Source organism: Pseudomonas sp. QLc11A, from assembly GCF_052112305.1.
Classification (GTDB): Bacteria; Pseudomonadota; Gammaproteobacteria; order Pseudomonadales; family Pseudomonadaceae; genus Aquipseudomonas; species Aquipseudomonas laurylsulfatiphila.
The window spans coordinates 65,033-89,090 of sequence record NZ_JAVAJJ010000001.1 but is presented as its reverse complement, the minus strand read 5'-3'; the positions used below and the strand labels follow the sequence as shown (position 1 = coordinate 89,090).

The following is a 24,058-nucleotide window of genomic DNA, read 5'->3' as shown; positions in this document are numbered from 1 at the left end:
ACCGGCATCACGAACCGGACACTATCACCCAACACTTTTGCTCTTTGCTTTGCGGGCTGCACATTCACGTGCCGAACAGCCGCGCTAATTAAGGTCACACAGATGGACATGCAATCCCGAATTCGCCAGCTTTTTCAGGCCAGTATCGACACCAAGCAACAGGCGATGGAAGTTCTTGCACCGCACATCGAGCAAGCCAGCCAGGTCATGGTCAACGCCCTGCTCAACGAAGGCAAAATGCTTTCCTGTGGCAACGGTGGCTCAGCCGGCGACGCCCAGCACTTTTCGTCCGAGCTGCTCAATCGCTTTGAGCGCGAGCGCCCGAGCCTGCCGGCCATCGCCTTGACGACCGACAGCTCGACGATCACCTCGATCGCCAACGACTACAGCTATAACGAAATCTTCTCCAAACAGATCCGCGCACTCGGCCAACCGGGCGATGTGTTGCTGGCTATCTCCACCAGCGGCAACTCGGCCAACATAATTCAAGCGATCCAGGCCGCACATGATCGCGAAATGATTGTCGTAGCATTGACGGGACGTGATGGCGGCGGCATGGCGTCGCTGCTGTTGCCCGAGGACGTGGAGATTCGCGTACCGGCCAACGTCACCGCTCGTATTCAAGAAGTCCACCTGCTGGCGATCCATTGCCTTTGCGACTTGATCGACAGCCAATTGTTCGGGAGTGAAGAATGACCCCTAATCGCCTTGGCCTACTGGCCTTGACTCTGTGCCTCGGCATCAGCGGTTGCACCTCGGTGGTGACTGCCAGCCGTGAAGCACCCATTGAAGATGACCGCGGCACCCGCACACTGGGCAGCAAGATCGACGACTCCCTGATCGACACCAAAGTTGGCGTGAACATCGCCAAGGCCGACCCGGCCCTGGACAAGGACTCGCACATCGTCATCACCAGCTACAACGGTGTCGTGCTGCTCGCCGGGCAAACGCCACGCGCAGACCTCAAGGCCAAGGCTGAACAGGCTGCCGCCGCAGTCCAGCGCGTGAAGCAGGTGCACAACGAGCTGCAAATCATGCCCCCCTCCTCGCTGCTGGCGCGCCAGAATGACACCTGGCTGACCACCAAGATCAAGACCCAGATGCTCGCTGACGCGAACATCCCTGGCTCGCGCATCAAGGTCGTCACTGAAAACGGCATCGTCTACTTGCTGGGTCTGCTGACCAAACAGGAAGCTGCGCAGGCGACCAACCTGGTGCAAGGCGTCTCCGGCGTGCAGAAGATTGTGAAGCTGTTCGAGTACATCGACTGACCCACATCTTGCAGGAGCGAGCTTGCTCGCGAAAAACGTCCGGTGAATGCGCTCATTCAGGCAGCCCGCGTCATCGTTAACGCCCATCGCGAGCAGGCTCGCTCCTACATCGTTTGAAGGTGGTGAAGTAATAAAAAAGGCGATCCATCCGGATCGCCTTTTTTATTACTTCACCACCTTCAAACTGGGGCGACCGCTTGGACGCGGTGGCTCGCTGTCCGGTGGCGGAAGGTCGTCATCCGGCTCGATGTCGTCGTCCTCGCCCATCGGCGATTCCAGATCGAACACCATGCCCTGGCCGTTCTCCCGGGCGTAGATACCCAGGATCGATGCGATAGGCACGTACAAGGTGTGCGGCACACCACCAAAGCGCCCCTCGAAACTGACCGCCTCGTTATCCATGTGCAAGTGGCGCACGGCTTGTGGCGATACGTTCAGGACGATCTGGCCGTCACTGGCAAAGCCTTGAGGCACCTGCACCGACGGATACTCGGAATTGACCAGCATATGCGGGGTGCAATCGTTGTCCACAATCCACTCATAGAGCGCGCGGACCAGATAAGGTCGACTGGAGTTCATAGCGGCTCCTTAAGCCTTAGCGCATGTCGCGTTCGACACCAGACAGACTCGCCTGGAAAGCCTCACGCGCAAACTGGCGCTCCATATAATCAAGCAGCGGCTTGGCCGGCCGCGGCAGTTCTATACCCAGAATCGGCAATCGCCAGAGTATTGGCAATAGGCAGCAATCCACCAGGCTTTGTTCCTCACTGAGGAAAAACGGCTTGTCGGCAAACAGTGGCGACACACCCGTCAGGCTTTCGCGCAACTCTTTGCGAGCCACGGCACGGGCTGCTTCCTTGGTCCGCGCATCCAGAATCAGATCCACCAGACCACACCAGTCTCGCTGAATGCGGTGTATCAGCAGGCGACTGTTGGCACGCGCCACGGGATAAACCGGCAGTAGCGGCGGGTGCGGGTAACGCTCATCCAGATATTCCATCACCACGGTCGACTCCCACAACGCCAGGTCGCGGTCGACCAGGGTGGGCAAGCTGCCGTAAGGGTTCACCTCAATCAGTTTAGGTGGCTGGCGTCCAGCTTCCACGTAAATGATCTCGGCGCTGACACCCTTCTCTGCCAGTACGATGCGCACTCGGTGGGAATAGTGGTCGGCGGGGTCGGAGTAACAGGCCAACCGATTGGTCACGCCCATGGCGATCCTCCTCGCTTGTAGAAATTATCGAAAGCGGAAAAACGAGCGCGCCCAGAGGGCGCCTCCCGTAACGACTGGATCACCAGTTTCGCTACCTATTCAGAGGCGCCCTTGGGCGCGCGCGATTAACAGCAATAGCTTGAAGCTTTATCAGTGCACGTCTTTCCAGTATTCGCGCTTGAGCAGGTAAGCGAATACGAAGAAGAACGCCAGGTACAACAATACGTACGTACCGATGCGCTGATGTTGCAGCTTAACCGGGTTAGCCGAGTAAGCCAGGAAGGTTACCAGATTCTTGACCTTCTCATCGAACTGCTCTTCAGTCAGAGCGCCGCTTTTCGGCACAATCGTCAGCTGATCGCATGCTTCATGAGTCAACGGCGTGCCGGTCAGCGGATCAAATTGCTTCTTGCCGTCTTCGACGATCTGAACCTGTTTGCATCCCACCACCTGGCGACCTTGCAGGCCGGCCAGGACGTTAGGCATGCCCACGTTCGGGAAGACCTTGTTGTTCACGCCCCATGGGCGCGAAGGATCTTCGTAGAACGACTTCAGGTAACCGTAGAGCCAGTCGGTGCCGCGAACACGGGCAACCAGGGTCAGGTCCGGCGGTGCAGCACCAAACCAGGCCTTGGCGTCCGCTGGCTGCATGCCGATGTTCATGTGGTCGCCGATCTTGGCACCAGTGAACACCAGCTTCTCCAGCATCAACTCATGGGGAATACCCAGGTCGTCGGCAACACGCTCATAGCGCTGGAACTTGGCGCTGTGGCACCCCATGCAGTAGTTGGCGAACGTGCGTGCGCCGTCCTGCATGGCGGCCTTATCGGAAACGTCAATGTCGACTTTTTCCAGCTCCGGACCACCGTGTGGTGCTGCGAAAGCGAACACTGGCAGCGCAGCAAGCATCAATACAGCAAATAGTTTTTTCATCAGCCAGTCACCCTTTCCGGAACCGGTTTGGTCTTCTCGAGCCTGGTGTAGAACGGCATCAGAATGAAGTAGGCGAAGTACAGGAAGGTACATACCTGCGACAGCAACGTACGACCTGGCGTCGGAGCCAGCACGCCCAGAACACCGAGGATCACGAACGAGATGCAGAACACGACAAGCCAGATCTTGCTCAGCCAGCCCTTGTAGCGCATGGACTTGACCGGACTACGGTCGAGCCACGGCAGCACGAACAGCACAGCGATGGCCGCACCCATGGCGATAACACCCAGGAGCTTGTCCGGAACCGCACGCAAGATCGCGTAGTAAGGAGTGAAGTACCAGACCGGCGCAATATGCTCAGGCGTCTTGAACGGGTTGGCCTGTTCGAAGTTCGGCTTCTCGAGGAAGTAGCCGCCCATTTCCGGGAAGAAGAACACGATCGAGCAGAAGATGAACAGGAACACCACCACACCGACGATATCTTTCACGGTGTAGTACGGGTGGAAAGCGATGCCGTCCAGCGGTATGCCGTTTTCGTCCTTGTGCTTCTTGATGTCCACGCCGTCCGGGTTGTTCGAACCGACTTCGTGCAACGCCAGGATGTGCAGCACCACCAGACCGAGGATGACGATCGGCAAGGCAACCACGTGCAAGGCGAAGAAGCGGTTCAGGGTAATGCCGGAAATCAGGTAGTCACCACGAATCCACTGGGTCAGATCGTTGCCGATAACCGGGATCGCACCGAACAGCGAGATGATCACCTGGGCACCCCAGTAGGACATCTGGCCCCACGGCAGCAGGTAACCCATGAAGGCTTCGGCCATCAGCGCCAGGTAGATCAGCATGCCGAAGACCCACACCAGCTCGCGCGGCTTCTGGTACGAACCGTAGAGCAGGCCACGGAACATGTGCAGATAGACCACGATGAAGAACGCCGAAGCGCCGGTGGAGTGCAGCAGACGCAGGATCGAGCCGTACTCGACGTCGCGCATGATGTATTCGACGGAGGCAAACGCCTCTTCCGCCGACGGGGTGTAGCTCATGGTCAGCCAGACACCGGTAACGATCTGGTTGACCAGAACGAGCAATGCCAGGGAACCAAAGAAGTAGAAAAAGTTGAAGTTTTTCGGAGCGTAATACTTGCTGAGATGGTCTTCCCACATCTTGGTCGCGGGAAAGCGCGCATCAACCCAATCCATGAACTTGCTCATCACGCTTTCTCCGTATCGACGCCGATGACAATGATCTCATCGGTCTCATAGGAATGCGGGGGAACTGGCAGGTTCAAAGGCGCAGGTTGCGACTTGTAGACGCGGCCAGCCAGATCGTAGTGGGAACCGTGGCAGGGACAGAAATAACCACCTACCCAGTCTTTACCCAGATCCGCAGGTGCCACTTCAGGACGGAAGGTCGGCGAGCAACCCAGGTGCGTGCAGATACCGATCAGCAGCAGAACCTCAGGCTTGATCGAACGGGTTTCCGGATCAACGTAAGTCGGTTGTGTCGAGCTCTTGGAGGTCGGGTCAGCGAGCTGGCCCTCGATTTTCTTCAGGTTCCCCAGGATTTCCGGTGTACGGCGGACGATGAACACCGGCTGACCGCGCCACTCAGCAATCATCTGCTGGCCTGGCTCGATTTTGCTGACATTCACTTTCACCGGTGCACCAGCGGCTTTCGCCTTGGCACTGGGAAACCATGACCCCACGAACGGGACCGCAGCCCCCACCGCTCCTGCAGCACCCACCACGGATGTGGCTGCTACCAAGAAGCGACGCCGGCCTGTATTCACGCCGTCATTGCTCATTCAGTCCTCTCCCATCAGCTTTGTGGCCTGTTAAATCAGGCATCTACTAAGTAAAACTATGTACTTATAAAAATTTTGCCGAATGGTAATGAAAAGCCCCAATTCTGACAAGGTAATTACCGGAGCCCACCACCCTCAAGCCTTGGAGTATAGGGCGTCTACGGATGTGGCAAGTTGTCACAGCGCAATTCTTTGATAAATCTCAGGCATAAAAAAACGCCCAGCTCCGTGAGGAAACTGGGCGTTCTTTTTTTGAACGTGAAAGCGAATTAACGCTTCGAGTACTGCGGACGCTTACGCGCTTTACGCAGACCGACTTTCTTACGTTCAACTTCACGAGCATCGCGGGTTACGAAGCCGGCTTTACGCAGGGCGCTGCGCAGAGTCTCGTCGTAGTCCATCAGAGCGCGGGTGATGCCGTGGCGGATTGCGCCAGCTTGACCACTCACACCACCGCCGATCACGGTGACGTAGATGTCGAACTTCTCGACAGTCTCAGTCAGCTCCAGCGGCTGACGAACTACCATGCGGGCAGTTTCGCGGCCGAAGAAGTTATCCAGCGAACGGTTGTTGATGGAGATGTTACCAGTACCCGGACGCAGGAAAACGCGTGCGGTTGCGGTCTTGCGACGGCCAGTGCCGTAATTTTGAGTCGCCGACATAATGTACTATTCCGTTAAAACTTCAGTTCTTGGGGCTGCTGAGCAGTATGTGGGTGTGCAGCGCCCGCATAGACTTTCAGCTTACGGTACATGTCGCGACCCAGTGGGTTTTTAGGCAGCATGCCTTTAACCGCGGTCTCGATCACGCGCTCAGGGGCCTTGGCGATCAGCTTTTCAAAGTTGATCGACTTGATGCCGCCCGGGAAACCGGAGTGGGAGTAGTACATTTTGTCAGTGGTTTTAGCACCGGTAACACGGATCTGCTCAGCGTTGATTACGACGATGTAGTCGCCGGTGTCAACGTGAGGAGTGTACTCAGGCTTGTGCTTGCCACGCAGACGGCTCGCGATTTCGGTGGCCAGACGACCCAGGGTCTGACCAGCAGCGTCGACGACAAACCAGTCGCGCTTTACTGTTTCCGGTTTAGCAGTAAAAGTTTTCATTCTTTATAGCCTCAGGGGCCGCCCTGTAAATTAGACGGCGGATCTTACTGAATAGTGCGTACTTTGACAAGTCAAAGGCAGCCGGATACAGACGCTTTCGGGGGCTCGGGTCGGCGCGTCCGTTCAACGGCAAGATTCTTCGGCGGCGGCGCATCACTTCCACTGCAGAAAGAGGTGCGCAATTATGCAGATTGCGAAAAATAATTCAACCTGCTTTTATGATTGTTTTGCCCAAGGAGCAGCACGATGGACTATCGCCAGCTAGGCCGAACCAATCTGAACGTGAGTGCCCTCTGCCTCGGAACCATGACCTGGGGTGAGCAAAACAGCGAGGCAGACGCCTTCGCCCAGATTGAACAAGCCAAGAGCGCCGGGATCAACTTCATCGACACCGCCGAAATGTACCCGGTGCCGCCCAAGGCCGAAACCTACGCCACCACCGAACGCTACATCGGCAATTACTTCAAAAGCCGTGGCGACCGCGGCGACTGGATCCTGGCCAGCAAGATCGCCGGCCCCGGCAATACCATCGACTACATCCGCGACAAGAACCTTCGGCACAATCGGCAGCACATCACCGAAGCCGTGGACGCCAGCCTCAAGCGCCTGCAAACCGATTACATCGACCTGTACCAGTTGCACTGGCCGGAACGCAGCACCAACTTCTTTGGGCAACTGGGTTACAAGCACAAGATCGAAGCCAACCTGACCCCGCTGGAAGACACCCTCGAAGCGCTCGACGAACAGGTGAAGGCCGGCAAGATCCGCCACATCGGCCTGTCCAACGAAACGCCGTGGGGCACCATGCGCTTCCTGGCCCTGGCCGAAGCCCGTGGCTGGCCGCGCGCCGTATCGATCCAGAACCCGTACAACCTGCTCAATCGCAGCTTCGAAGTCGGCCTGGCGGAAATCGCCATCCGCGAGCAATGCGGCCTGCTCGCCTATTCACCGCTGGCGTTCGGTTTCCTGTCAGGCAAGTACGAAGGTGGCGCCCGCCCGCCAAAAGGTCGCCTGAGCCTCTACAGCCGCTTCAGCCGCTATTTCAACCCACAGTCGGAAGCAGCCTGCAGCCGGTACGTGGCCCTGGCTCGCGAACACGGTCTGGACCCGGCGCAAATGGCCCTGGCGTTCGTGACGCGGCAGCCGTTCGTGACCAGCAACATCATTGGCGCGACCACCATGGAGCAACTGGAGAGCAACATCGCCAGTTTCGACTTGAAGCTGTCGGAGGAAGTGCTGGAAGGGATCGAGGCGATTCACAAGGATCATCCGAATCCGGCGCCATAACCCCTACTTGTAGGAGCGAGCTTGCTCGCGAAAAACCTGAGCACACCGTTGGGTGTCAGGTTTTCAACGTTATCGTTGACGACCATCGCGAGCAGGCTCGCTCCTACAATGATCTGGCAATGATCTCCTTCATGATCTCGTTTGTCCCGGCATAGATCCGCTGCACGCGCGCATCCGCCCATGCCCGCGCGATCGGGTACTCCCACATGAACCCGTAGCCACCGTGCAACTGCACACACTCGTCGAGCACCTTGCACTGCAGGTCGGTCCCCCAGTACTTGGCCATCGCCGCCGTCGGCACGTCGAGCTTGCCTTGCAGGTGCAGTTCCAGGCAGCGGTCGACGAAGACACGGCCGATCTGGATTTCCGTGGCCATCTCCGCCAGTTTGAACCGGGTGTTCTGGAAATCCGCGATCGACTTGCCGAACGCCTTGCGCTCGCGGGTGTAGTCCAGCGTCCATTGCAGCGCCGCTTCGGCCGATGCAAGCCCGCCAACGGCCACTGTGAGGCGCTCCTGAGGCAATTCCTGCATCAGGTAGGCAAAGCCCATCCCGGCCTGGCCCAGCAGGTTTTCCTTGGGCACACGCACGTCCTGGAAGAACAGCTCCGAGGTGTCCTGGGCTTTCATCCCGACCTTCTCCAGGCGCTTGCCCTTGTCGAAGCCCGGCGTATTGGCTTCCACCAGAAACAGACTGGTGCCCTTCGCGCCGGCCTTCGGATCGGTCTTGGCGACGACGATCACCAGATCGGCCAGGTAGCCGTTGGTGATGAAGGTCTTGGAGCCGTTGATCACGTATTCGTCGCCATCGAGCACGGCCGTGGTTTTCACTCCCTGCAGATCGGAACCGGCGCCCGGTTCGGTCATGGCGATTGCGGTAACCATCTCGCCGGACACCAGTTTCGGCAGGTACTTCTGCTTCAGCGCCTCACTACCGTAATGCAAGATGTACGGTGCCACGATGTCCGAGTGCAGGGAAAAACCGATGCCGGTCAGGCCAAGTCGCCCCACTTCTTCGATCACCACCGCGCTGTAGAGAAAGTCCGCCCCCAGTCCGCCGTACTCTTCCGGCAAGTGTGAGCAGAGCATCCCCGCCTCCCCTGCCTTGTTCCACAGCTTGCGGTCGATATAGCCTTGTTTTTCCCATTGCCCATGGAAGGGCACTGCCTCCTTTTCGAGAAACGTCCGCACGCTGTCGCGGAAAAGCTCGTGCTCGGAACTGAACAAGGTTCTGGGGATCATGCGGCACCTTTTCTTTGTTTTTAGAAGGAGTTGACCTTCAGAGACTATGCCTCGCTTCCGATACAGGACACTGGACACATCCGACAAAAAATAAGACGATCCAGCCGTCTGGTGACCACTTCCCCCTATAAAAATAAAGTTGAATTATGTCTAACCAAGCCTCCACGCCCCTGCGGCGCGTCAGCATCCTGGCCATCGACCGGGTTTTCGCCTCCACCCTCATGCAAGCCAAGGACTTCTTCCACCTCGCCAGCCTGCGCTACGGCAAACAGCTGGGCCAGGGCCTGACACCTGCGTTCGAAACCCGCCTGGTCAGCCCCGACGGCAAACCGGTCAACACCTTCAGCGATGTGATGATTCCGGTGGACGGCGGGCTGGAAAACGCCGACATCATCATTCTTCCCGCGTTCTGGGACGATTTTGAAAGTCTCTGCAAACGTTACCCGCAAGTCCTGCCCTGGTTGCGCCAACAGCATGCGCGCGGCGCCGTGCTGTGCGGCGAGGCCACCGGTGTGTTCTGGCTGGCCGAAGCCGGGCTGCTCAACGGCAAGGAAGCGACCACCTACTGGCGCTTCTTCAATGCCTTCGCCGAACGCTTCCCACAGGTCCAGCTCAATCAGGACAAACACCTGACCGACGCCGACAACCTGTACTGCGCCGGCGGCACCACCTCGGCGTGCGACCTGTACATTTACCTGATCGAACGCTTCTGTGGCGCCAATGTGTCCCAGGCCGTAGCGCGGGACATCCTGTACGAGGTACAGCGCAGCTACTCGCCGGGACGCATCGGTTTTGGCGGCCAGAAGCTGCACCAGGACGTGATCATCCTGCAGATCCAGCACTGGCTCGAAGAACACTTCGCCGACAAGTTCCGCTTCGAAGACGTCGCCCGCGAACACGGCATGAGCATCCGCAACTTCATGCGCCGCTTCCAGACCGCCACCGGCGACAAGCCACTGCATTACCTGCAACGCCTGCGCATCGAAACCGCCAAGGGCTTGTTGTCCGGCAGCCGCAAGAGCATCAAGACCATCAGCTATGAGGTGGGCTATGACGATGCGAGCTTCTTTGCGCGACTGTTCCGCCAGCACACGGAGCTGTCGCCGAACCAGTATCGGCAGCAGTTTCAGCAGGCTGCCTGAGCCTCAAGGCATTCGCAAAACACTGTAGGAGCTGCCGCAGGCTGCGATCTTTTGATCTTGAAAAATTAAAATCAAAAGATCGCAGCCTGCGGCAGCTCCTACAGGGGGATCTTCAGCGCATAAAAAAGGGCCTGCAAATGCAGGCCCTTTTTTATGCGAATCCTCCTACGGCTTGTGCGCCCGGGACAGGAATTCGTGGGATTGCATTTCCAGCAGACGACTCAGGGTGCGCTGGAACTCGAAGTTCAAGCGCCCGCCGGTGTACAGATCCTTGAGTTCGACTTCGGCAGAAATGATCAGCTTCACGTTGCGGTCGTAGAACTCGTCGACCATGTTGATGAAGCGGCGGGCGATGTCGTCGGTGGTGACGCTCATCTGCTCGACATCGCTGAGCAGCACGGCGTGGAAGATCTTGCCCAGTTCGATGTAGTCGTTCTGGCTGCGCGGGCCGTCGCACAGTTCACGGAAGTTGAACCAAGCCACATCATCGCAGGTGCGCAGGGCACGAATTTCACGATTTTCGATCATCAGCACGTCATTTTCGACCGCCGCCGTGCATTCCGGTGTTAGCGCTCGGAAGCTCTTGCGCAGGCTTTCGTTGGCGGCTTCGTCGAGCGGATAGTGGAACAGCTCGGCTTGTTCGAGGTGACGCAGACGATAGTCGACGCCGCTGTCGACGTTGACGATCTCGGTATTCTGCTTGATCAGCGCAATGGCCGGCAGGAAGCGCGCGCGTTGCAGGCCGTCCTTGTACAGGCCGTCCGGCACGATGTTCGACGTCGCGACCAGGGTTACGCCGTTCTTGAACAGTTCTTCCATCAGGGTGCCAAGGATCATGGCGTCGGTGATGTCGGAAACGAAGAATTCATCGAAGCAGATGACCCGGGCTTCGGTGGCGAAGCGCTTGGCGATGATGGTCAGCGGGTTTTTCTCGCCGCCCAGGGTCTTCATCTCTTCGTGCACGCGCTTCATGAAGCGGTGGAAGTGCGTACGGGACTTTTCCTTGAAGGGCAGCGCTTCGAAGAAGGTGTCCACCAGGTAAGTCTTGCCGCGACCTACGCCGCCCCAGAAATACAGGCCCTTGACCGGGGTCTGATCCTTCTTGCCAAACAACTTGCCCAGCAGGCCCGGCTTGTTTTGCTCGGCCGCGACCAGATCGTCGTACAGGCGCTGCAAATGGCGCACGGCAGTTTCCTGCGCGGCATCATGGAAGAATTCCGGGCGTTTCAGATCAGCTTGATATCGTTCTAGGGGCGTCATAATTCGTTAGCAAGGCAACAAAAACGGGCCGACACTGTAGCGACGGCCCGGAGGAATGGCAATCGGCCCTTGGTCGGGCCGGACCGTTGTTTATTCCTGAACAGGTGTCAGGGCGATGCGCAAAGCCTCGACAGCAGCATCACGCGCAGCACTGTCGGCAAAGGCCGGGCTGTCGGCAACGCACTCGCCTTCCAGCCAGACACTGAAGTTCAGTTGGTCATTTCGCACGTCCAGTGGCTGACCCGATTGCAGTTGCTTGGTCACCTGACCGGCGGTCTTGCCATCGGCGAAGTTGCGCGACAGCAGCAGTTGTTCACCATCGGCGGCCAGCAGACGGAAGCGGAAACTGCCGTCGTCTTCACGGAAGCTGACAAAACGCGCAGCTTTCGCGGCTTTTTTCTTGATGGTCGTCGCCACCTGAGTCTGGGCAACGAAGGAGCGCAGGCCCACCGCTTCACGCAATTCATTGAGGAAGGGTGTCGCTACCACACGAGCCTTTTTCGCCCCGTGCTGCAGGATGTCTTCCAGATCCGCCGGGCGCTCGATCAGTTGGTTGTAGCGCTCACGGGATTCGCCCAGTTCATTGTCCAGCAGTTGGAACAGACGATTCTTCGCCTCGCCCCAACCCAGGCCCTGCAACAGTTCGCTGCGGAACTCGTCGGCCTGCGCCGGGGTGGCGAACGCCTGGAACAAGGTGAACAGGTGCGAATTGTCCGGGTCCTTGGCTTCGCCGGGTGCGCGGGAGTCGGTGACGATCCGCGAAATCGCGTCCTTCATCTCTTTGGCGCTGCTGAACAGCGGAATGGTGTTGTCGTAGCTCTTCGACATCTTGCGGCCATCCAGGCCCGGCAACGTGGCAACACTCTCTTCGATCAACGCCTCGGGCATGGTGAAGAACTCTTTGCCCTGGCCAAACAGGTGGTTGAAGCGCTGGCCGATGTCCCGCGCCATTTCCACGTGCTGGATCTGGTCGCGACCGACCGGCACCTTGTGCGCGTTGAACATCAGGATGTCCGCAGCCATCAGCACCGGGTAGCTGTACAGGCCCATGGTGATGCCGGCGTCCGGGTCCTCACCGGTCTCGACGTTCTTGTCCACGGAAGCCTTGTAGGCGTGGGCGCGATTGAGCAGGCCCTTGGCGGCGACGCAGGTCAGCAGCCAGGTCAGCTCGGGGATTTCCGGGATGTCGGACTGGCGGTAGAAGGTCACGCGCTCGACATCCAAGCCACCGGCCAGCCAGGTTGCGGCGATTTCCAGACGCGAGCGCTGGATGCGCAGCGGGTCATCGCACTTGATCAGGGCGTGGTAGTCAGCCAGGAAGTAGAACGATTCGGCATTGCTGTCACGGCTGGCGACGATCGCCGGGCGGATGGCGCCAGCGTAGTTGCCCAGGTGCGGCGTGCCGGTGGTGGTGATGCCGGTGAGGATACGGGTACGAGTCGTCATGGGTAATCGCTTGTCAGACTGCAATCAATTCGAGAGACGCGGCAGGATCAGATCCTTGAGATCGGTCAGCTTGCCATGAAAAAAGTGTCCGCATTCTGCCACTTTCAGCAGCTCATGGGGACGTTCGAGCTTCTCGGACCATTGGTAAACGACTTGTGGATCGATCACTTCGTCGGTTTCCGGCTGGATCAAGGTCAGCTCGCCCTGCTGCGGCAGTTGATCCTGGTCCCCCAGGCGCATGACCGCCGGCGCGACCATGAACAGGTGCTTGAGCTGCTCGCCCTTGGCCTCTAGGCGTCCGCCGAGACTTGCTGCAACAAAACCGCCGAAAGAAAAACCGAACAGGGTCAGCGGCAACTCCGGGTGTTTGTTGCGAAACCATTCGGCGACAGCCTGGGCATCATCAACTTCACCGGTACCCATGTCGTGGGAGCCCTCGCTGGCACCAACGCCACGATAGTTGAAGCGCAGGGTGACCAGTCCGGCGTCGCGCGCAGTGCGCTGCAGGGTCGAAACCACTTTGTTGAGCATGGTGCCACCCTGGACCGGGTTTGGATGGCAGATCAGCGCCAGGCCGCGAGGCTGCTCGTTGTCCAGGTAAAGGGCTTCCAGTTGACCCACCGGGCCATCAATCACTACAGGGGTTTCGCGCATAAGCAAGGAAGGAACTCCGTGACCTCGAATCGGGTCGACTCGTCTAGCAAATTGTCTGTGGCTGTCTATTGCGAGTGAATCGCGGTATACAGCGCAGGTTCGAGCCGTTAACGTAAAGCAAAGCCGTTTATAGAGGAAGGACTCGTGGAACACTCGCTCTTAGTTTGGTTGCTACCGACTCTTGCCCTGGTTGTGGGTGTCGCCATTGGGTTCCTGATCGCTCGCCTTGCGCCGAATGCCGCGCCTAGCAGCACGCAACGTCAGCTGGACGATATTCAGGAACGTTTCGACAGTTATCAGAACGAAGTGGTGACCCACTTCAACAGCACTGCTTCATTGGTCAAGAAACTGACTGCGAGCTATCAGGAAGTGCAGGACCATCTCGCCGAGGGTGCCAACCGCCTGGCCCTGGACGAACAGACTCGCCAACGCCTGCTGGCCTCCCTGCACGCCGATGCGGCGCAGGCACCCCGTGAACGCCTGACGCCACCGCGCAATCAGGAGCCGCCTCGCGACTACGCACCAAAAGCCCCGAACGCACCGGGCATGCTCGATGAGCATTACGGCCTGAAGAAGTAAGCAGGTTTCAGGTGTGACAAAGCCCCCGGACGAGTGATTGTCCGGGGGCTTTTTATTTCTGTCTGTTCCAGATTTCTGTTGCCTGGTCTGGCCTCTTCGCGAGCAAGCTCGCTCCCACAGTGGTCGATGTCGTACACAAAATTTGCATTCAACACATAACCTGTGGGAGCGGGCTTGCTCGCGAAGGGGCCGGATCTGGCAACACAAAAAAGCCCGCCCGATCTGTTGAGGATCGGGCGGGCTTTTTTTTTACGCCTGGGGTTCAATCAGACGATCAAGGGTACTGCTGACCCTGCTGCTGACCACCATATTGCTGGCCCGGAATCGCCTTGAGGTTAACCTCTACACGGCGGTTCTGCGCCCGGCCATTGGCATCACCGTTGCTGGCAACCGGGCTATCCGGACCCGCGCCACGAGCGCTCAGGTTGGCACCGCTGACCCCTTGCGAGGTCAGGTAGGTGGCCACGCTTTGTGCACGACGCTGGGACAGGTCCATGTTGTGCTGGCGGCTGCCGGTGCTGTCGGTGTAGCCCACGATTTCGATCTGGTTCTGGTTGAACTCTTTCAGCGAACCCGCCAGGTTGTTCAGCGGCTGATAGAAACTTGGGGCAATGTTTGCCGAATCGGTAGCAAAGGTGATGTTGCCCGGCATGATCAGCTTGATCTGGTCGCCCTGGCGCTGCACTTCAACACCGGTGTTGGCCATGCTGGCGCGCAGCTTTTTCTCTTGCTGGTCGGCGTAGTAGCCGTAACCGGCGGCGGAAGCACCGACTACTGCCGCACCGATCAGCGCGCCCTTGCCGCGGTTATCGTGGTTGATCGCAGCACCGGCCAGCGCACCGGCCAGAGCGCCGAGACCACCATACTTAGCGGTCTTGCTCATGCCTTCGGAGCCGCTGTCCGTCTGCCCCTGAGCCTGGCCTTGACCGCCGTAAGGGTTGGGCGAGGCACAACCGGACAAAACGGCCACAGCCGTTGCGACAATAATCAAACGACGCGTGGTGAACATGTATAGCTCCTACTTTTTTGCATTCTGTGGTGCAACGGACCAAGGCACAGCCTTTGCGGGTATTGGATCACTTCCGGGAACAAAAATTCCGCTCGTTACAAATCAGGCCCGTACAAAGGGGTTTTCGCGCATTTCATCGCCCAGACGGGTGTCCGGACCATGCCCGGCCACCACTATCGCCTCCTCGTCGAGGGTGTACAAACGCTGCTTGATCGAACGCACGATGGTGGCCTGGTCGCCACCCCACAAATCCGTGCGCCCTACCCCACGCTTGAACAACGTGTCACCGGCAATCAGCAGCTTGGCATCGGCAAACCAGAAACTCATCGACCCCGGCGTGTGCCCAGGCGTGTGCAGCGCCACGCCACAACCGCAGGCCAGTTCTTCATCATCGGCCAGCCAGCGATCCGGGGACGGTACCGGGGTGTAAGGGACACCGAACATCTGGCACTGCATTTCCAGGTTGTCCCAGAGAAACTGGTCTTCCTTGTGCAGATGCAGGGTCGCGCCGGTTTTCTCCTTGAGTTGACCGGACGCCAGGAAATGATCGAGGTGGGCGTGGGTGTGAATGATGCTGACCACTTTCAGCCCCAGTGCATCGAGACGCGCCAGGATCAGCTCATGATTGCCACCCGGATCGACGACGATGGCCTTTTTCGTCACCGGATCGCCGATGATCGTGCAGTTGCACTGCAACGGGCCGACGGGGAAGGTTTCGCGGATGAGGGTGGGATGCTGGGACATCGGGGGCCTGCTCGATAAACGGGGACGGGCGATTTTCGCACAATTGAGTATCCAGCCAAGGGCCGCGATGTGTAACGTGAAAAATCCTTAACCCAGCACCCCCAACTCCTTCGCCCGCGCCACGGCCTGCGTACGCCGCTCGACCCCGAGTTTGCTGTTGATGTGGCTGGCGTGGGTCTTGACCGTGTGCAGGGAAATAAACAGCTGATCGCTGATTTCCTGGTTCGAACAGCCTTGGGCGATCAATCGCAGAACCGCCAATTCCCGCGTGCTGAGTTGCTCCGCAGCCGCGCCGGATTCCGCTCCAGGGCGGGCAGTCAATGCCGGCAGCTTTTCACTGAGGCTCATGGAAACAGGGGTTGGTGAACACTGTTGAAGCTGCCCACGCAGCCAGTCCGGATGCTCGGCCAGCAGGCCCTCAAAGGGTTGCAGCACGCCTCCGCCAGCGGCGTCCAGCGCCTGGACCAGTGCCTTGCGTGCTTCCGGCTCCCGTCCGCTGCCCAGCAACAACGCCACTTTCTGGGTCAGCGCCATGGCACTGAGCATCTGCCGACCGCTTTGCTGGCCATGTTCGAGCAGCGCATTCAATCGCCCTTCAGCCAGCATCGGCTGGCCCTGGATGACTTCCAGCAAGGCTTGTTGCAATTCGATATGCAAGGGCAATTGCGGATGGAACTCCGGTGGTGCCGCCCCGTTCTCGCCGTTATAGGTCTGCCCCAGGCGCGCCAGCCAGGCTTCGGCCAGATCGGTACGCCCCTGGGCCAGCCAGAGCTCGCATTTGACCAGGGTGATCATGGCCAGGTAGTAGATCGGTGGCACGTCCCAGATGTGCATGAGCCGCTCGGCTTCGGCCAACTCGGCAAAGGCTTTGGCGAACTCGCCGCTGCTGCCTTCCAGCCTGGCAATCACGCAGTGGCCGATTAGCACGCTGATGTCACGGCAGGCGCGCGCCTCGCTCAGACCGGCCTGTAATCGGACCCGCGCCAATTGCGGCTGCATGCGCAGGGCCAGCAAAAAGCCTTCGTACAAGGTCAGTCGGGCGCGAACCGCATACAGCCGTTGTGCAGACAAGCTCTGCAGGCGTTGCATGCCCTGACGGACCTCTTCCAGTGCCCGACAGATTTCTCCGCGCGCTTGCAGCACCCGTGCGCGGTCGTAGTGCGCCAGCGCTTCGAACAACGGGTTGCCGACACGTTGCGCCAGTTCCAGCGATTCGCGGTTCAGCCCCCGTGCCCGCCACAAATCACCGTCGGCAATGGCCAGGTTGGACAAGGTCGAGAGGCACATCAGACGCTGGCCGTAACGCTTGGCCGGAAGACTTTCCAATGCCTCGCGGCAGTACTGCAGCGTCAGCTCGCGGTTGCCTCGTCCACGGGCAATGATGCCACTCAACGCCAGCCATTGAGCCAGCATGGACTTCTGGGCGGTGGCCGACGGAGCAGGCAGGAAGCGGCTCAGATGGCTGGCCAGCTCTTCGGCAGCATCCAGTTGGCAAGCCAGGCCCAGCGCCCAGCTATACAGCACAATCAGTCGCGGCGTGCTGATCAGCAAGCTGTCAGGCAAGTCCATTTTCCAGCGCAGCAACATGCCGACATTCTGCTCGGCCAGCAGCTGCTCTTCGGAGAGGTTCTGCACCAGGTTCGCCGCAACGTCCAGGTGACCGGCACGCAACGCTTGCTCCACCGCCTCATCGAGCAGTCCCTGGGCATTGAACCAGCGGCAGGCACGCAGGTGCAGGCTCGCGGCCGGCACCATCGACTGGGACGTCGGCCGCGTGCGCAACAGATCGGAAAACAGATGGTGATAACGATACCAATGACCATGTTCGTCCAGCGGCACCAGGAACACTTGATGGGCCAGCAGGAAGCGCAGGATCTCCCCGCTGTCATGGGCGTCGCGAACGGCATCGCACAGTTCGCTGCAGAAACGCTCCTGGGGCGCCGTGTCATAGAGGAACGACTGGACCTCGGCGGGCAGGCAATCGATGACTTCTTCGAGCAGATAATCGCGGATCAGCCCTTCCCCGCCATGCAACGATTGCGGCAGCGCGCCATCGGTGCCCGCCTCCGAAGCCGCCAGCAGCCAGAAGCGTAACCCTGCAACCCAGCCTTCGCTGCGCTGGATCAGGTTTTCCAGTGCCTCACCGCGCAAGGAGCTGCTGTGCCGGTCGAGCAGGCTCAAGGCCTCGTCGTGGGTCAGGCGCAGATCCTGTTCGTGCAATTCCAGCAGTTGCCGCGACAGTCGCAGCCGCGCCAGGTGCCAGTCGGGACGCTGGCGGCTGGTGACCATCACCAGCAAACCATCGGGAAGATGATTGAGGAAAAACTGCAGGCAACGGTCCAGCACCGGCCCCTGAGCCAGATGGTAATCATCCAGCACCAGCAGCAAAGGCTTCGCCGTGGACAGGTGTACGGCCAGTTCGTCCAGCAAGCCGTCGAGCCACTCTTCGAATGCGAATGGCTGATGGCGCTGGCGCATTTTCAACAACCCGAGGGATTGCCTGCCCAGGTGCGGAAAATAGTCCTGAAGGCCCTCCAGCAGCCGCTCGAGAAAGCGTCCCGGGTCACTGTCTCGCGGGCTCAACCCCAGCCAGAGACTTTGCCAGTGTGCCGGCAACCCCTGACAGAACTCCACCGCCAGCGAACTCTTGCCGAACCCTGCCGGGGCACTGACCAGCAATAACCTGCCTGCCAGTCCGGCACTCAGACGCTCGCACAATCGTGGACGCAGCACATGGCCGTCGGGCAACGGCGGACGGAAAAACCGCCCGTCGAGTGTCGCGACGGCAACCTGTGCAGAACCTGAGGGTGTGGACAAATCAGTCATAGCCGGCTCTTGTTTGAATTGCGGATGGCGGCGTTGCAGATGTCCGCAGACTAGCCGTAAACGGATAGGGAATGAAGGTAATTGCTACAAATGGCTACAAAAAGTCTACAAGCAAAAAAAAACGCCCCGAACCAGTCGGGGCGTTTCCAGAGGATGCGGCCTCGTTTCGGCGCTCGTTAGCGAATACCGTCCTGACGCAATGCCGCCGGGGTGAAGTCGCTGGTAGTGGCAGTGAAGCCGAAGTCATACGACGACTTCTCTTCGTTCTTCATGCCCAGTGCCAGGTAACGGCCAGATTGCAGGTCATACAAGGCTTCCAGGGCGTACCACGGCACTTGCTTGTCGTAGTAATCCTCGGCATGTGCCTCGGCGACGCGCCACAGTTGACCACGACCGTCGTAGTGATCGACCACCGCCGCTTGCCAGGTATCTTCGTCGATGTAGATGTCACGCTTGGCGTAGATGTGGCGCTGACCTTCCTTCAAGGTGGCAACCACATGCCATACCCGGCGCAGCTCGTAACGAGCCAGGTCCTGGTTGATGTGACCGGCCTTGATGATATCGGAGTACTTGAGCTTCGGATCGTCGAGCTTGTAGCTGTCGGAGGCGATGTACATCTCTTTCTTGCCTTCGAGTTTCCAGTCGTAGCGATCCGGTGCACCGTTGAACATGTCCAGGTTATCGGAAGTACGCAGGCCGTCGGCTGCGGTACCCGGGCCGTCATAGGACACTTGTGGTGCACGACGCACTCGACGTTGGCCGGCGTTGTAGACCCACGCCGAACGCGGTTCCTTCACCTGGTCGAGGGTTTCGTGCACCAGCAGCACACCACCGGCCAGACGTGCCGGGGCGAGCACTTTCTGCTTGTAGTAGAACAGGATGTTGCCCGGGTTCGCCGGATCGTAGTCCTTCATCTTGTCACGGAACACGAACTGGTCCTGGAAGTACACCAGGCTGAACGAGCCGTTCGGCTGTGGCGTGGCCTGGGCCACCAGACGGGTCACGCTACCACCCCGATAGCGGGTGATGTGGTTCCAGATGACTTCAACGCCGCTTTTTGGAATCGGGAACGGAATGGCGGTTTCGAAGTTTTCAAGGCCGTTGCCGCCGGACACCAGCTTGGTGTTGGTGGCGTTTTTCTTGATGGCGGCGAACACCTCATCCGGCACGGTAGAACCGCGATGAGACGGGTATACCGGCATCTTGTAGGTTTCCGGGTAGCGCTTGAACATCGCGTACTGACCCGGTGCGAGCTTGTCCTTGTACTGGTCGACGTTCTGCGCCGTGATGGTGAACAGCGGTTTTTCGCTGGCGTACGGATTGGACAGGAAACCTTTGCTGTCGACCGTACCGGCGTTCTTCGCCAGCGGCTTCCAGGCCGGGATCGAACCGTCGGCGTTACCCGCCATTTCGGCGCCCATCGGGGTCAGGCTCTTGCCCAGTTTGTCGGCCTCGGCCTGGGGAACCGCTGCGATGACGCTGGTCGCCAGCAGCGAAAGACCCAGAACACCGGCGTGGAACAGACTCTTTGTTATTTTCATATGTTTGTTCGTCCTGAAAATTCAGTGCTTAGAAGTTCACGCCGACGCTGAGCGCAACGAAGTCGCGGTCATCCACGGTGGTGTACTTGCCGTCGAAGAAGTTGGTGTAGGCCAGGCTCGCGGTGTAGGTGTTCTGGTACTCGGCGTCGACACCCAGGCTCACCGCCTTGCGGCCTTCCTCGAAGTTGCCGCCAGGGCCAGGGGAGTAACCTTCCACGTCATGGGACCAGGCAACGTTCGGCTTGAGGTTCACACCGGCAAACACGTCGTTGTATTCCCAGATGGCACGACCGCGGTAGCCCCACGAAGTTGCGGTGGTGAAGCCTTCGTCGTTGCAGTTGCGGCTGCGATTGTTGGTCGGCGTACCCGGGCCGGCACCATTGATGGTGCTGGTGTTGAGCGCCACGCAAGTATCGAGCGCGCCAGAGGCTGGCAACTCACCCGGGCCGTAGACCGGATCGCGGCCATAACGAACGTCGGAAGTGCTTTCCAGGCCGCCGACGTGGGTCACGCCCACCTCGCCCACCAGGGTCAGGCGGCTGGCGCCCATGACCTGGTCGAAGAAGTGCGTCAGGGTGGTCTGGAACTGGGTGATTTCCTTGCGACGATACCCGTGCAGGTCCTGACCCGGCACGCCGGTAAGCAGCGATGCATTGGTCAACGGGTTGTTCGGGTTGTTGTTGCCTATAGGACGGACACCGGAGAACAGGATGTCGGTGGAGTTGAGTTGCACCGGAGCGTTCGGACGGTAGCTGATCTCGCCGCTCCACGCCGTACCGGTAGGCAGGGTGGTGGAGAAGCTCAGGCCGTAGAGGCGGATGTCTTCCGGATATTCGATGAAGTACTGCGAATTACCCGCCACCAGCAACGGCGCCAGCGCGGCGAACGGGGTACCCTGGAGGGATGCTGCAGTGTTGTAGATCGACTGCGGCGCACCGGTTGCGCTGAAGATCGGCGCACGGCTGTGATAGTTCATGAAGTAGGCGCCGAACTCGGTGTCCAGCGGTTCGAACATGTACTTGAGGGACGCGCCCCACTGACCGCCATCGCGAGCATCACGATCGGGGCCACGACGCACCAGAACGCCCTCATTGTTGACGTCAACGCCGTTGGCGGCCAAAGGCCCCAGGGCAATGGCCGGAATCTGCGAACGCTTGGCCAGTACGCGCAGGTTGTCGTCGCAGCCGTCGGCAACGATGTCTGGCTGGGAGAAGAACGTGCCGCAGTTGTCGACGACAGTCTGGTCCCATTCAATTTGATAGAACGCTTCGGCCGAGAGGTTTTCGGTCAGGCTCTGGGACACATAGAACATGTTGACCGGGATCAGGCCTTCCTTGATCTCGGCACCCGGACGACGGAACGCGGACACATCGATCGGGTTGATCGAGTTGATGCCGCCACCGATGAAGGTACTTTCACCCCAGCTCACCACCTGCTTGCCCAGACGTACGGAGCCAGGTTGATCGGCAACGGAGTAGTTGTGGTAGACGAAGGCATCGAGGATCTGGCCACCGGCGGACTTGGCGCCTTCCTTGCGGCCCGCATCGCTGATGTCCTTGAACGGACGGCTTTCGTCCTTCAGTTCAAAGTCGTACCAGTATTTACCACGGACAAAAACACCGGTATCGCCGTATTTCAGTTCAAGGTCATGGATGCCCTTGAAGATCTTCGAGAAGGTTTCCCCGCTCTTGAAGTTCAGGTGACCGTCATCAGAAGTCTGGGACAGACCCTTGCCGCCGTTGTTGACACCGATGAGGTTCTTGTTGGCACTTTCGGTAGACCAACTGGCACCGAGCGACAGGGATGAGTCGAACTGACCTTCGATTTCACCGACGTTGAAACTGACGCCGAATGCTGGCCCGGCGAGCGTAGAGGCAAGACTGACAGCCAGGGGCAGCTTCGCCCGGCGCCAGAACTGGTTTACTGATGTCATCGACGCTACTCCATGTGCATTTTATTTTTATGGCATTGAGCACTTCTAAAAACGCTGTGGATAACCGGGAGCCATGGCATCCCAAAGTCATTCCAAAGTTGCATCGCCCCGGTTCGTGCGGTTGCCCCGTTCTTAAAAATCCTTGAGCGGACTATAGCCAGCAGGTAGTAGTGCTTGATCCCTCTAAAGTGTGATTTGCAGTTGCCAGCCACTCTGGAACAGTCCTTTCGCCAGTCCGACACCCGTCGGCACGGCAAGGATGGCTGAAAATTTCGATTTGACAAGCCAAGCGCTTGCTTGGTGGGGCTGGCGTGCCTTTTCGGGCACGCCGGGAGGGGCTTAAAGCGTCGAAAGGAAGGTGCTGTTGGTGGCCTGCCATTCGCTGATGTCGACACGAATGCGCTTCTTGTCGAGTTTGCCCACGCTGGTCTTGGGAATTTCAGTAACAAGGGCGATCTGGCTCGGAATCGCCCACTTGCTCAGGTGCCCCAACTCCACAAAAGGCTTGAGGTGCTCCTTGAGTTCCCTCGCCCCGATGACGTGACCTTCACGGACTACGAGCAGGGCAAACGGCCGCTCTCCCCACTGCGGATCAGGGATCCCCACCACTGCTACTTCACGTACCGCCACATGACGACTGATCAGGTCCTCCAGGTCCAGAGAGGAGATCCACTCGCCACCGGTCTTGATCACGTCCTTGATGCGGTCACGAATGTCGATCACACCCATGCTGTCCAGGGTCGCCACGTCGCCGGTGTGCAGCCAGCCTCCGGCCCAGAGCTCGGCGCCCTTCTGCGGCTCGTTGAAATAACCCTCGGTCAGCCAGGGTGCACGCAGCACCAGTTCGCCCTGGGTCTCGCCGTCAGCGGGCAGGAAGTTGCCCTCGGTGTCGACGATCGCCGCCTCCACCAGCGGCCCAGGCACGCCGGCCTTGATCCGGTAGGTGGTGCGCTCGTCTTCGGTGCCGGCCATCAACTCATCGTTCAAGTGCGCGCACGATACCAGTGGCCCGGTTTCCGACATGCCGTAGGCGGCGGTCAACTGAATGCCCCTGGCCTTGGCCGCCTCGTACAGAGTGCGGTTCAGGGCGCTGCCGCCGATGACGATTTTCCAGCCGCCGAAGTCGACGTTCTGCGCGGCCTTGGCATTGAGGACCATCTGCAGGATGGTCGGCACGCAATGGGAGAACGTGACCTTCTCCTTGCGCCACAACTCCACCAGGTACTCCGGGTCATAGCGGCCGGGGTACACCTGCTTGAGTCCGAGCATGGTCGCCACATACGGCAAGCCCCAGGCGTGGACGTGGAACATCGGGGTGATCGGCATGTAAACGTCGCTGGTACCCAGCAGGCGCACGCTGTCGATCGCGCCCATGATGGTCGACACGCCCATGGTGTGCAGCACCAGTTGCCGATGGGTGAAGTACACGCCCTTGGGATTGCCGGTGGTGCCGGTGGTATAGAACGTGGTCGCGACCGAGTTTTCGTCGAAATCCTGGAAATCGTACTGCGGGCTCGCCGCGGCCAGCAGTTGTTCGTATTCGCCGACGAGGTTCGGCAGGTCCGCGGTTTTTTCCGGCAGGTCAGTCAGCAACAGGGTTTTGTCGACCGTGGTCAGATGCCCTTCGATGGCCTTGTAGAGGCCGACGAACTCGCTGTTGACCAGCACAAAGCGGTCCTCGGCGTGATTCATGGTGTAGAGGATCTGTTCCGGCGACAGGCGCACGTTGATGGTGTGGATAACAGCGCCGATCATCGGGATGGCGAACATGCACTCCAGGTAACGATGGCTGTCCCAGTCCATCACACCCACGGCATCCCCGGGCTTGACCCCGGCCGCTGTCAACACGTTGGCCAGGCGGGCCACCCGTTCGATCAGGGTCGGGTAGCTGTAGCGCAACTTGTCGCGGTAGATGATCTCGCGGGTTTTCTCATAACGGGCACCGGACATCAGCAGCCGCTTGATCAGCAGCGGGTATTGGTAAGCGCCTTCGGCCGGGGGGATAACGCGAGTCTGCAACATAAGAATCCCTTTTTCTGACTGCACGGACGTGACTGAAAGTACGCACTGT

At 59.3% G+C, this 24,058-nt stretch carries 22 protein-coding genes; 5 read left to right on the top strand and 17 right to left on the bottom strand.

What is annotated here, in order from left to right; translation table 11 throughout:
- Positions 1–102 precede the first annotated feature (102 nt).
- Complete coding sequence (locus Q8X48_RS00460) at positions 103–696, top strand: phosphoheptose isomerase (protein ID WP_007972584.1); 594 nt, start codon at positions 103–105, stop codon at positions 694–696.
- A complete protein-coding gene (locus tag Q8X48_RS00455) occupies positions 693–1,271 on the top strand; it encodes a BON domain-containing protein (protein WP_015096776.1) in 579 nt (192 codons plus the stop codon). Before Q8X48_RS00460 ends, Q8X48_RS00455 begins: the two co-directional genes overlap by 4 nt.
- 165 nt (positions 1,272–1,436) lie before the next feature.
- Here the strand turns inward: Q8X48_RS00455 and Q8X48_RS00450 are convergent, their stop codons facing one another.
- From Q8X48_RS00450 to rplM, 7 genes are all read right to left on the bottom strand, one after another.
- Entirely contained in the window at positions 1,437–1,850 is a 414-nt protein-coding gene (locus tag Q8X48_RS00450; RefSeq protein ID WP_007972582.1) for a ClpXP protease specificity-enhancing factor, read from the bottom strand.
- 16 nt (positions 1,851–1,866) lie between these two features.
- Positions 1,867–2,484 carry a glutathione S-transferase N-terminal domain-containing protein gene (locus Q8X48_RS00445; protein ID WP_126047488.1) on the bottom strand — a complete coding sequence of 206 codons (618 nt, stop codon included), beginning with the start codon at positions 2,482–2,484 and terminating at the stop codon, positions 1,867–1,869.
- A 150-nt stretch (positions 2,485–2,634) separates the two neighbouring features.
- Positions 2,635–3,417, bottom strand: coding sequence for a cytochrome c1 (locus tag Q8X48_RS00440; protein WP_015096777.1), 783 nt, complete (start codon positions 3,415–3,417; stop codon positions 2,635–2,637).
- On the bottom strand, positions 3,417–4,628 hold the full coding sequence (locus tag Q8X48_RS00435) for a cytochrome b (protein ID WP_095965541.1): 1,212 nt from the start codon (positions 4,626–4,628) through the stop codon (positions 3,417–3,419). Before Q8X48_RS00435 ends, Q8X48_RS00440 begins: the two co-directional genes overlap by 1 nt.
- Positions 4,628–5,221: a ubiquinol-cytochrome c reductase iron-sulfur subunit gene (petA, locus tag Q8X48_RS00430; RefSeq protein WP_015096779.1), complete on the bottom strand. Its 594-nt coding sequence runs from the start codon at positions 5,219–5,221 to the stop codon at positions 4,628–4,630. The genes Q8X48_RS00435 and petA overlap by 1 nt, the downstream gene beginning before the upstream one ends.
- 269 nt (positions 5,222–5,490) lie before the next feature.
- Positions 5,491–5,883, bottom strand: coding sequence for a 30S ribosomal protein S9 (rpsI, locus tag Q8X48_RS00425; RefSeq protein WP_003228056.1), 393 nt, complete (start codon positions 5,881–5,883; stop codon positions 5,491–5,493).
- A 14-nt stretch (positions 5,884–5,897) separates the two neighbouring features.
- Positions 5,898–6,326 carry a 50S ribosomal protein L13 gene (gene rplM, locus Q8X48_RS00420; protein ID WP_007917032.1) on the bottom strand — a complete coding sequence of 143 codons (429 nt, stop codon included), beginning with the start codon at positions 6,324–6,326 and terminating at the stop codon, positions 5,898–5,900.
- Positions 6,327–6,572: 246 nt separating this feature from the next.
- Between rplM and Q8X48_RS00415 the strand changes: the two genes are divergently transcribed.
- Complete coding sequence (locus Q8X48_RS00415) at positions 6,573–7,613, top strand: NADP(H)-dependent aldo-keto reductase (protein WP_407799136.1); 1,041 nt, start codon at positions 6,573–6,575, stop codon at positions 7,611–7,613.
- A gap of 103 nt (positions 7,614–7,716) precedes the next feature.
- Here Q8X48_RS00415 and Q8X48_RS00410 read toward each other — a convergent pair whose 3' ends face one another.
- Positions 7,717–8,853 (bottom strand): acyl-CoA dehydrogenase family protein, encoded by a 1,137-nt coding sequence (locus tag Q8X48_RS00410; protein ID WP_095965544.1) that lies wholly within the window; start codon positions 8,851–8,853, stop codon positions 7,717–7,719.
- Positions 8,854–9,074: 221 nt separating this feature from the next.
- Here Q8X48_RS00410 and Q8X48_RS00405 point away from each other — a divergent pair, with 221 nt between their 5' ends.
- Positions 9,075–9,995 carry a GlxA family transcriptional regulator gene (locus Q8X48_RS00405; protein ID WP_172435712.1) on the top strand — a complete coding sequence of 307 codons (921 nt, stop codon included), beginning with the start codon at positions 9,075–9,077 and terminating at the stop codon, positions 9,993–9,995.
- 165 nt (positions 9,996–10,160) lie between these two features.
- Here Q8X48_RS00405 and zapE read toward each other — a convergent pair whose 3' ends face one another.
- The 3 genes from zapE to Q8X48_RS00390 all read right to left on the bottom strand — a co-directional run bounded on the left by zapE (position 10,161) and on the right by Q8X48_RS00390 (position 13,355).
- Entirely contained in the window at positions 10,161–11,255 is a 1,095-nt protein-coding gene (gene zapE, locus Q8X48_RS00400; RefSeq protein WP_007998226.1) for a cell division protein ZapE, read from the bottom strand.
- A gap of 90 nt (positions 11,256–11,345) precedes the next feature.
- Entirely contained in the window at positions 11,346–12,701 is a 1,356-nt protein-coding gene (locus tag Q8X48_RS00395; protein ID WP_407799135.1) for a tryptophan--tRNA ligase, read from the bottom strand.
- Between the two features lie 24 nt (positions 12,702–12,725).
- The gene (locus tag Q8X48_RS00390; RefSeq protein WP_407799134.1) at positions 12,726–13,355 is read right to left on the bottom strand and encodes an alpha/beta hydrolase; all 630 of its coding nucleotides are present in this window, start codon (positions 13,353–13,355) and stop codon (positions 12,726–12,728) included.
- A 144-nt stretch (positions 13,356–13,499) separates the two neighbouring features.
- Here Q8X48_RS00390 and Q8X48_RS00385 point away from each other — a divergent pair, with 144 nt between their 5' ends.
- Positions 13,500–13,934, top strand: a complete 435-nt coding sequence (locus Q8X48_RS00385) for a YhcB family protein (RefSeq protein ID WP_126047494.1) — start codon at positions 13,500–13,502, stop codon at positions 13,932–13,934.
- Positions 13,935–14,208: 274 nt separating this feature from the next.
- On the opposite strand, the gene Q8X48_RS00380 is transcribed toward Q8X48_RS00385, so the two are convergent.
- The 6 genes from Q8X48_RS00380 to Q8X48_RS00355 all read right to left on the bottom strand — a co-directional run bounded on the left by Q8X48_RS00380 (position 14,209) and on the right by Q8X48_RS00355 (position 24,009).
- Entirely contained in the window at positions 14,209–14,943 is a 735-nt protein-coding gene (locus Q8X48_RS00380) for an OmpA family protein (protein WP_407799133.1), read from the bottom strand.
- 102 nt (positions 14,944–15,045) lie between these two features.
- Positions 15,046–15,687, bottom strand: coding sequence for an MBL fold metallo-hydrolase (locus tag Q8X48_RS00375; protein WP_015096790.1), 642 nt, complete (start codon positions 15,685–15,687; stop codon positions 15,046–15,048).
- Positions 15,688–15,774: 87 nt separating this feature from the next.
- Positions 15,775–18,513, bottom strand: coding sequence for a LuxR C-terminal-related transcriptional regulator (locus Q8X48_RS00370; RefSeq protein ID WP_015096791.1), 2,739 nt, complete (start codon positions 18,511–18,513; stop codon positions 15,775–15,777).
- A gap of 176 nt (positions 18,514–18,689) precedes the next feature.
- Positions 18,690–20,054 carry a DUF1329 domain-containing protein gene (locus Q8X48_RS00365; protein WP_102701917.1) on the bottom strand — a complete coding sequence of 455 codons (1,365 nt, stop codon included), beginning with the start codon at positions 20,052–20,054 and terminating at the stop codon, positions 18,690–18,692.
- Between the two features lie 28 nt (positions 20,055–20,082).
- A complete protein-coding gene (locus Q8X48_RS00360; RefSeq protein ID WP_407799132.1) occupies positions 20,083–21,987 on the bottom strand; it encodes a DUF1302 domain-containing protein in 1,905 nt (634 codons plus the stop codon).
- Positions 21,988–22,326: 339 nt separating this feature from the next.
- Entirely contained in the window at positions 22,327–24,009 is a 1,683-nt protein-coding gene (locus Q8X48_RS00355) for a fatty acid--CoA ligase (protein WP_126052836.1), read from the bottom strand.
- Between the last annotated feature and the right edge of the window lie 49 nt (positions 24,010–24,058).

What these genes read in the sequence shown, in the direction of transcription:
- Q8X48_RS00460 (WP_007972584.1), top strand. Translation starts at nt 103, where the DNA reads ATGGACATGCAATCCCGAATTCGCCAGCTTTTTCAGGCCAGTATCGAC.
- Q8X48_RS00455 (WP_015096776.1), top strand. Translation starts at nt 693, where the DNA reads ATGACCCCTAATCGCCTTGGCCTACTGGCCTTGACTCTGTGCCTCGGC.
- Q8X48_RS00450 (WP_007972582.1), bottom strand. Translation starts at nt 1,850, where the DNA reads ATGAACTCCAGTCGACCTTATCTGGTCCGCGCGCTCTATGAGTGGATT.
- Q8X48_RS00445 (WP_126047488.1), bottom strand. Translation starts at nt 2,484, where the DNA reads ATGGGCGTGACCAATCGGTTGGCCTGTTACTCCGACCCCGCCGACCAC.
- Q8X48_RS00440 (WP_015096777.1), bottom strand. Translation starts at nt 3,417, where the DNA reads ATGAAAAAACTATTTGCTGTATTGATGCTTGCTGCGCTGCCAGTGTTC.
- Q8X48_RS00435 (WP_095965541.1), bottom strand. Translation starts at nt 4,628, where the DNA reads ATGAGCAAGTTCATGGATTGGGTTGATGCGCGCTTTCCCGCGACCAAG.
- petA (WP_015096779.1), bottom strand. Translation starts at nt 5,221, where the DNA reads ATGAGCAATGACGGCGTGAATACAGGCCGGCGTCGCTTCTTGGTAGCA.
- rpsI (WP_003228056.1), bottom strand. Translation starts at nt 5,883, where the DNA reads ATGTCGGCGACTCAAAATTACGGCACTGGCCGTCGCAAGACCGCAACC.
- rplM (WP_007917032.1), bottom strand. Translation starts at nt 6,326, where the DNA reads ATGAAAACTTTTACTGCTAAACCGGAAACAGTAAAGCGCGACTGGTTT.
- Q8X48_RS00415 (WP_407799136.1), top strand. Translation starts at nt 6,573, where the DNA reads ATGGACTATCGCCAGCTAGGCCGAACCAATCTGAACGTGAGTGCCCTC.
- Q8X48_RS00410 (WP_095965544.1), bottom strand. Translation starts at nt 8,853, where the DNA reads ATGATCCCCAGAACCTTGTTCAGTTCCGAGCACGAGCTTTTCCGCGAC.
- Q8X48_RS00405 (WP_172435712.1), top strand. Translation starts at nt 9,075, where the DNA reads ATGCAAGCCAAGGACTTCTTCCACCTCGCCAGCCTGCGCTACGGCAAA.
- zapE (WP_007998226.1), bottom strand. Translation starts at nt 11,255, where the DNA reads ATGACGCCCCTAGAACGATATCAAGCTGATCTGAAACGCCCGGAATTC.
- Q8X48_RS00395 (WP_407799135.1), bottom strand. Translation starts at nt 12,701, where the DNA reads ATGACGACTCGTACCCGTATCCTCACCGGCATCACCACCACCGGCACG.
- Q8X48_RS00390 (WP_407799134.1), bottom strand. Translation starts at nt 13,355, where the DNA reads ATGCGCGAAACCCCTGTAGTGATTGATGGCCCGGTGGGTCAACTGGAA.
- Q8X48_RS00380 (WP_407799133.1), bottom strand. Translation starts at nt 14,943, where the DNA reads ATGTTCACCACGCGTCGTTTGATTATTGTCGCAACGGCTGTGGCCGTT.
- Q8X48_RS00375 (WP_015096790.1), bottom strand. Translation starts at nt 15,687, where the DNA reads ATGTCCCAGCATCCCACCCTCATCCGCGAAACCTTCCCCGTCGGCCCG.
- Q8X48_RS00370 (WP_015096791.1), bottom strand. Translation starts at nt 18,513, where the DNA reads ATGACTGATTTGTCCACACCCTCAGGTTCTGCACAGGTTGCCGTCGCG.
- Q8X48_RS00365 (WP_102701917.1), bottom strand. Translation starts at nt 20,054, where the DNA reads ATGAAAATAACAAAGAGTCTGTTCCACGCCGGTGTTCTGGGTCTTTCG.
- Q8X48_RS00360 (WP_407799132.1), bottom strand. Translation starts at nt 21,987, where the DNA reads ATGACATCAGTAAACCAGTTCTGGCGCCGGGCGAAGCTGCCCCTGGCT.
- Q8X48_RS00355 (WP_126052836.1), bottom strand. Translation starts at nt 24,009, where the DNA reads ATGTTGCAGACTCGCGTTATCCCCCCGGCCGAAGGCGCTTACCAATAC.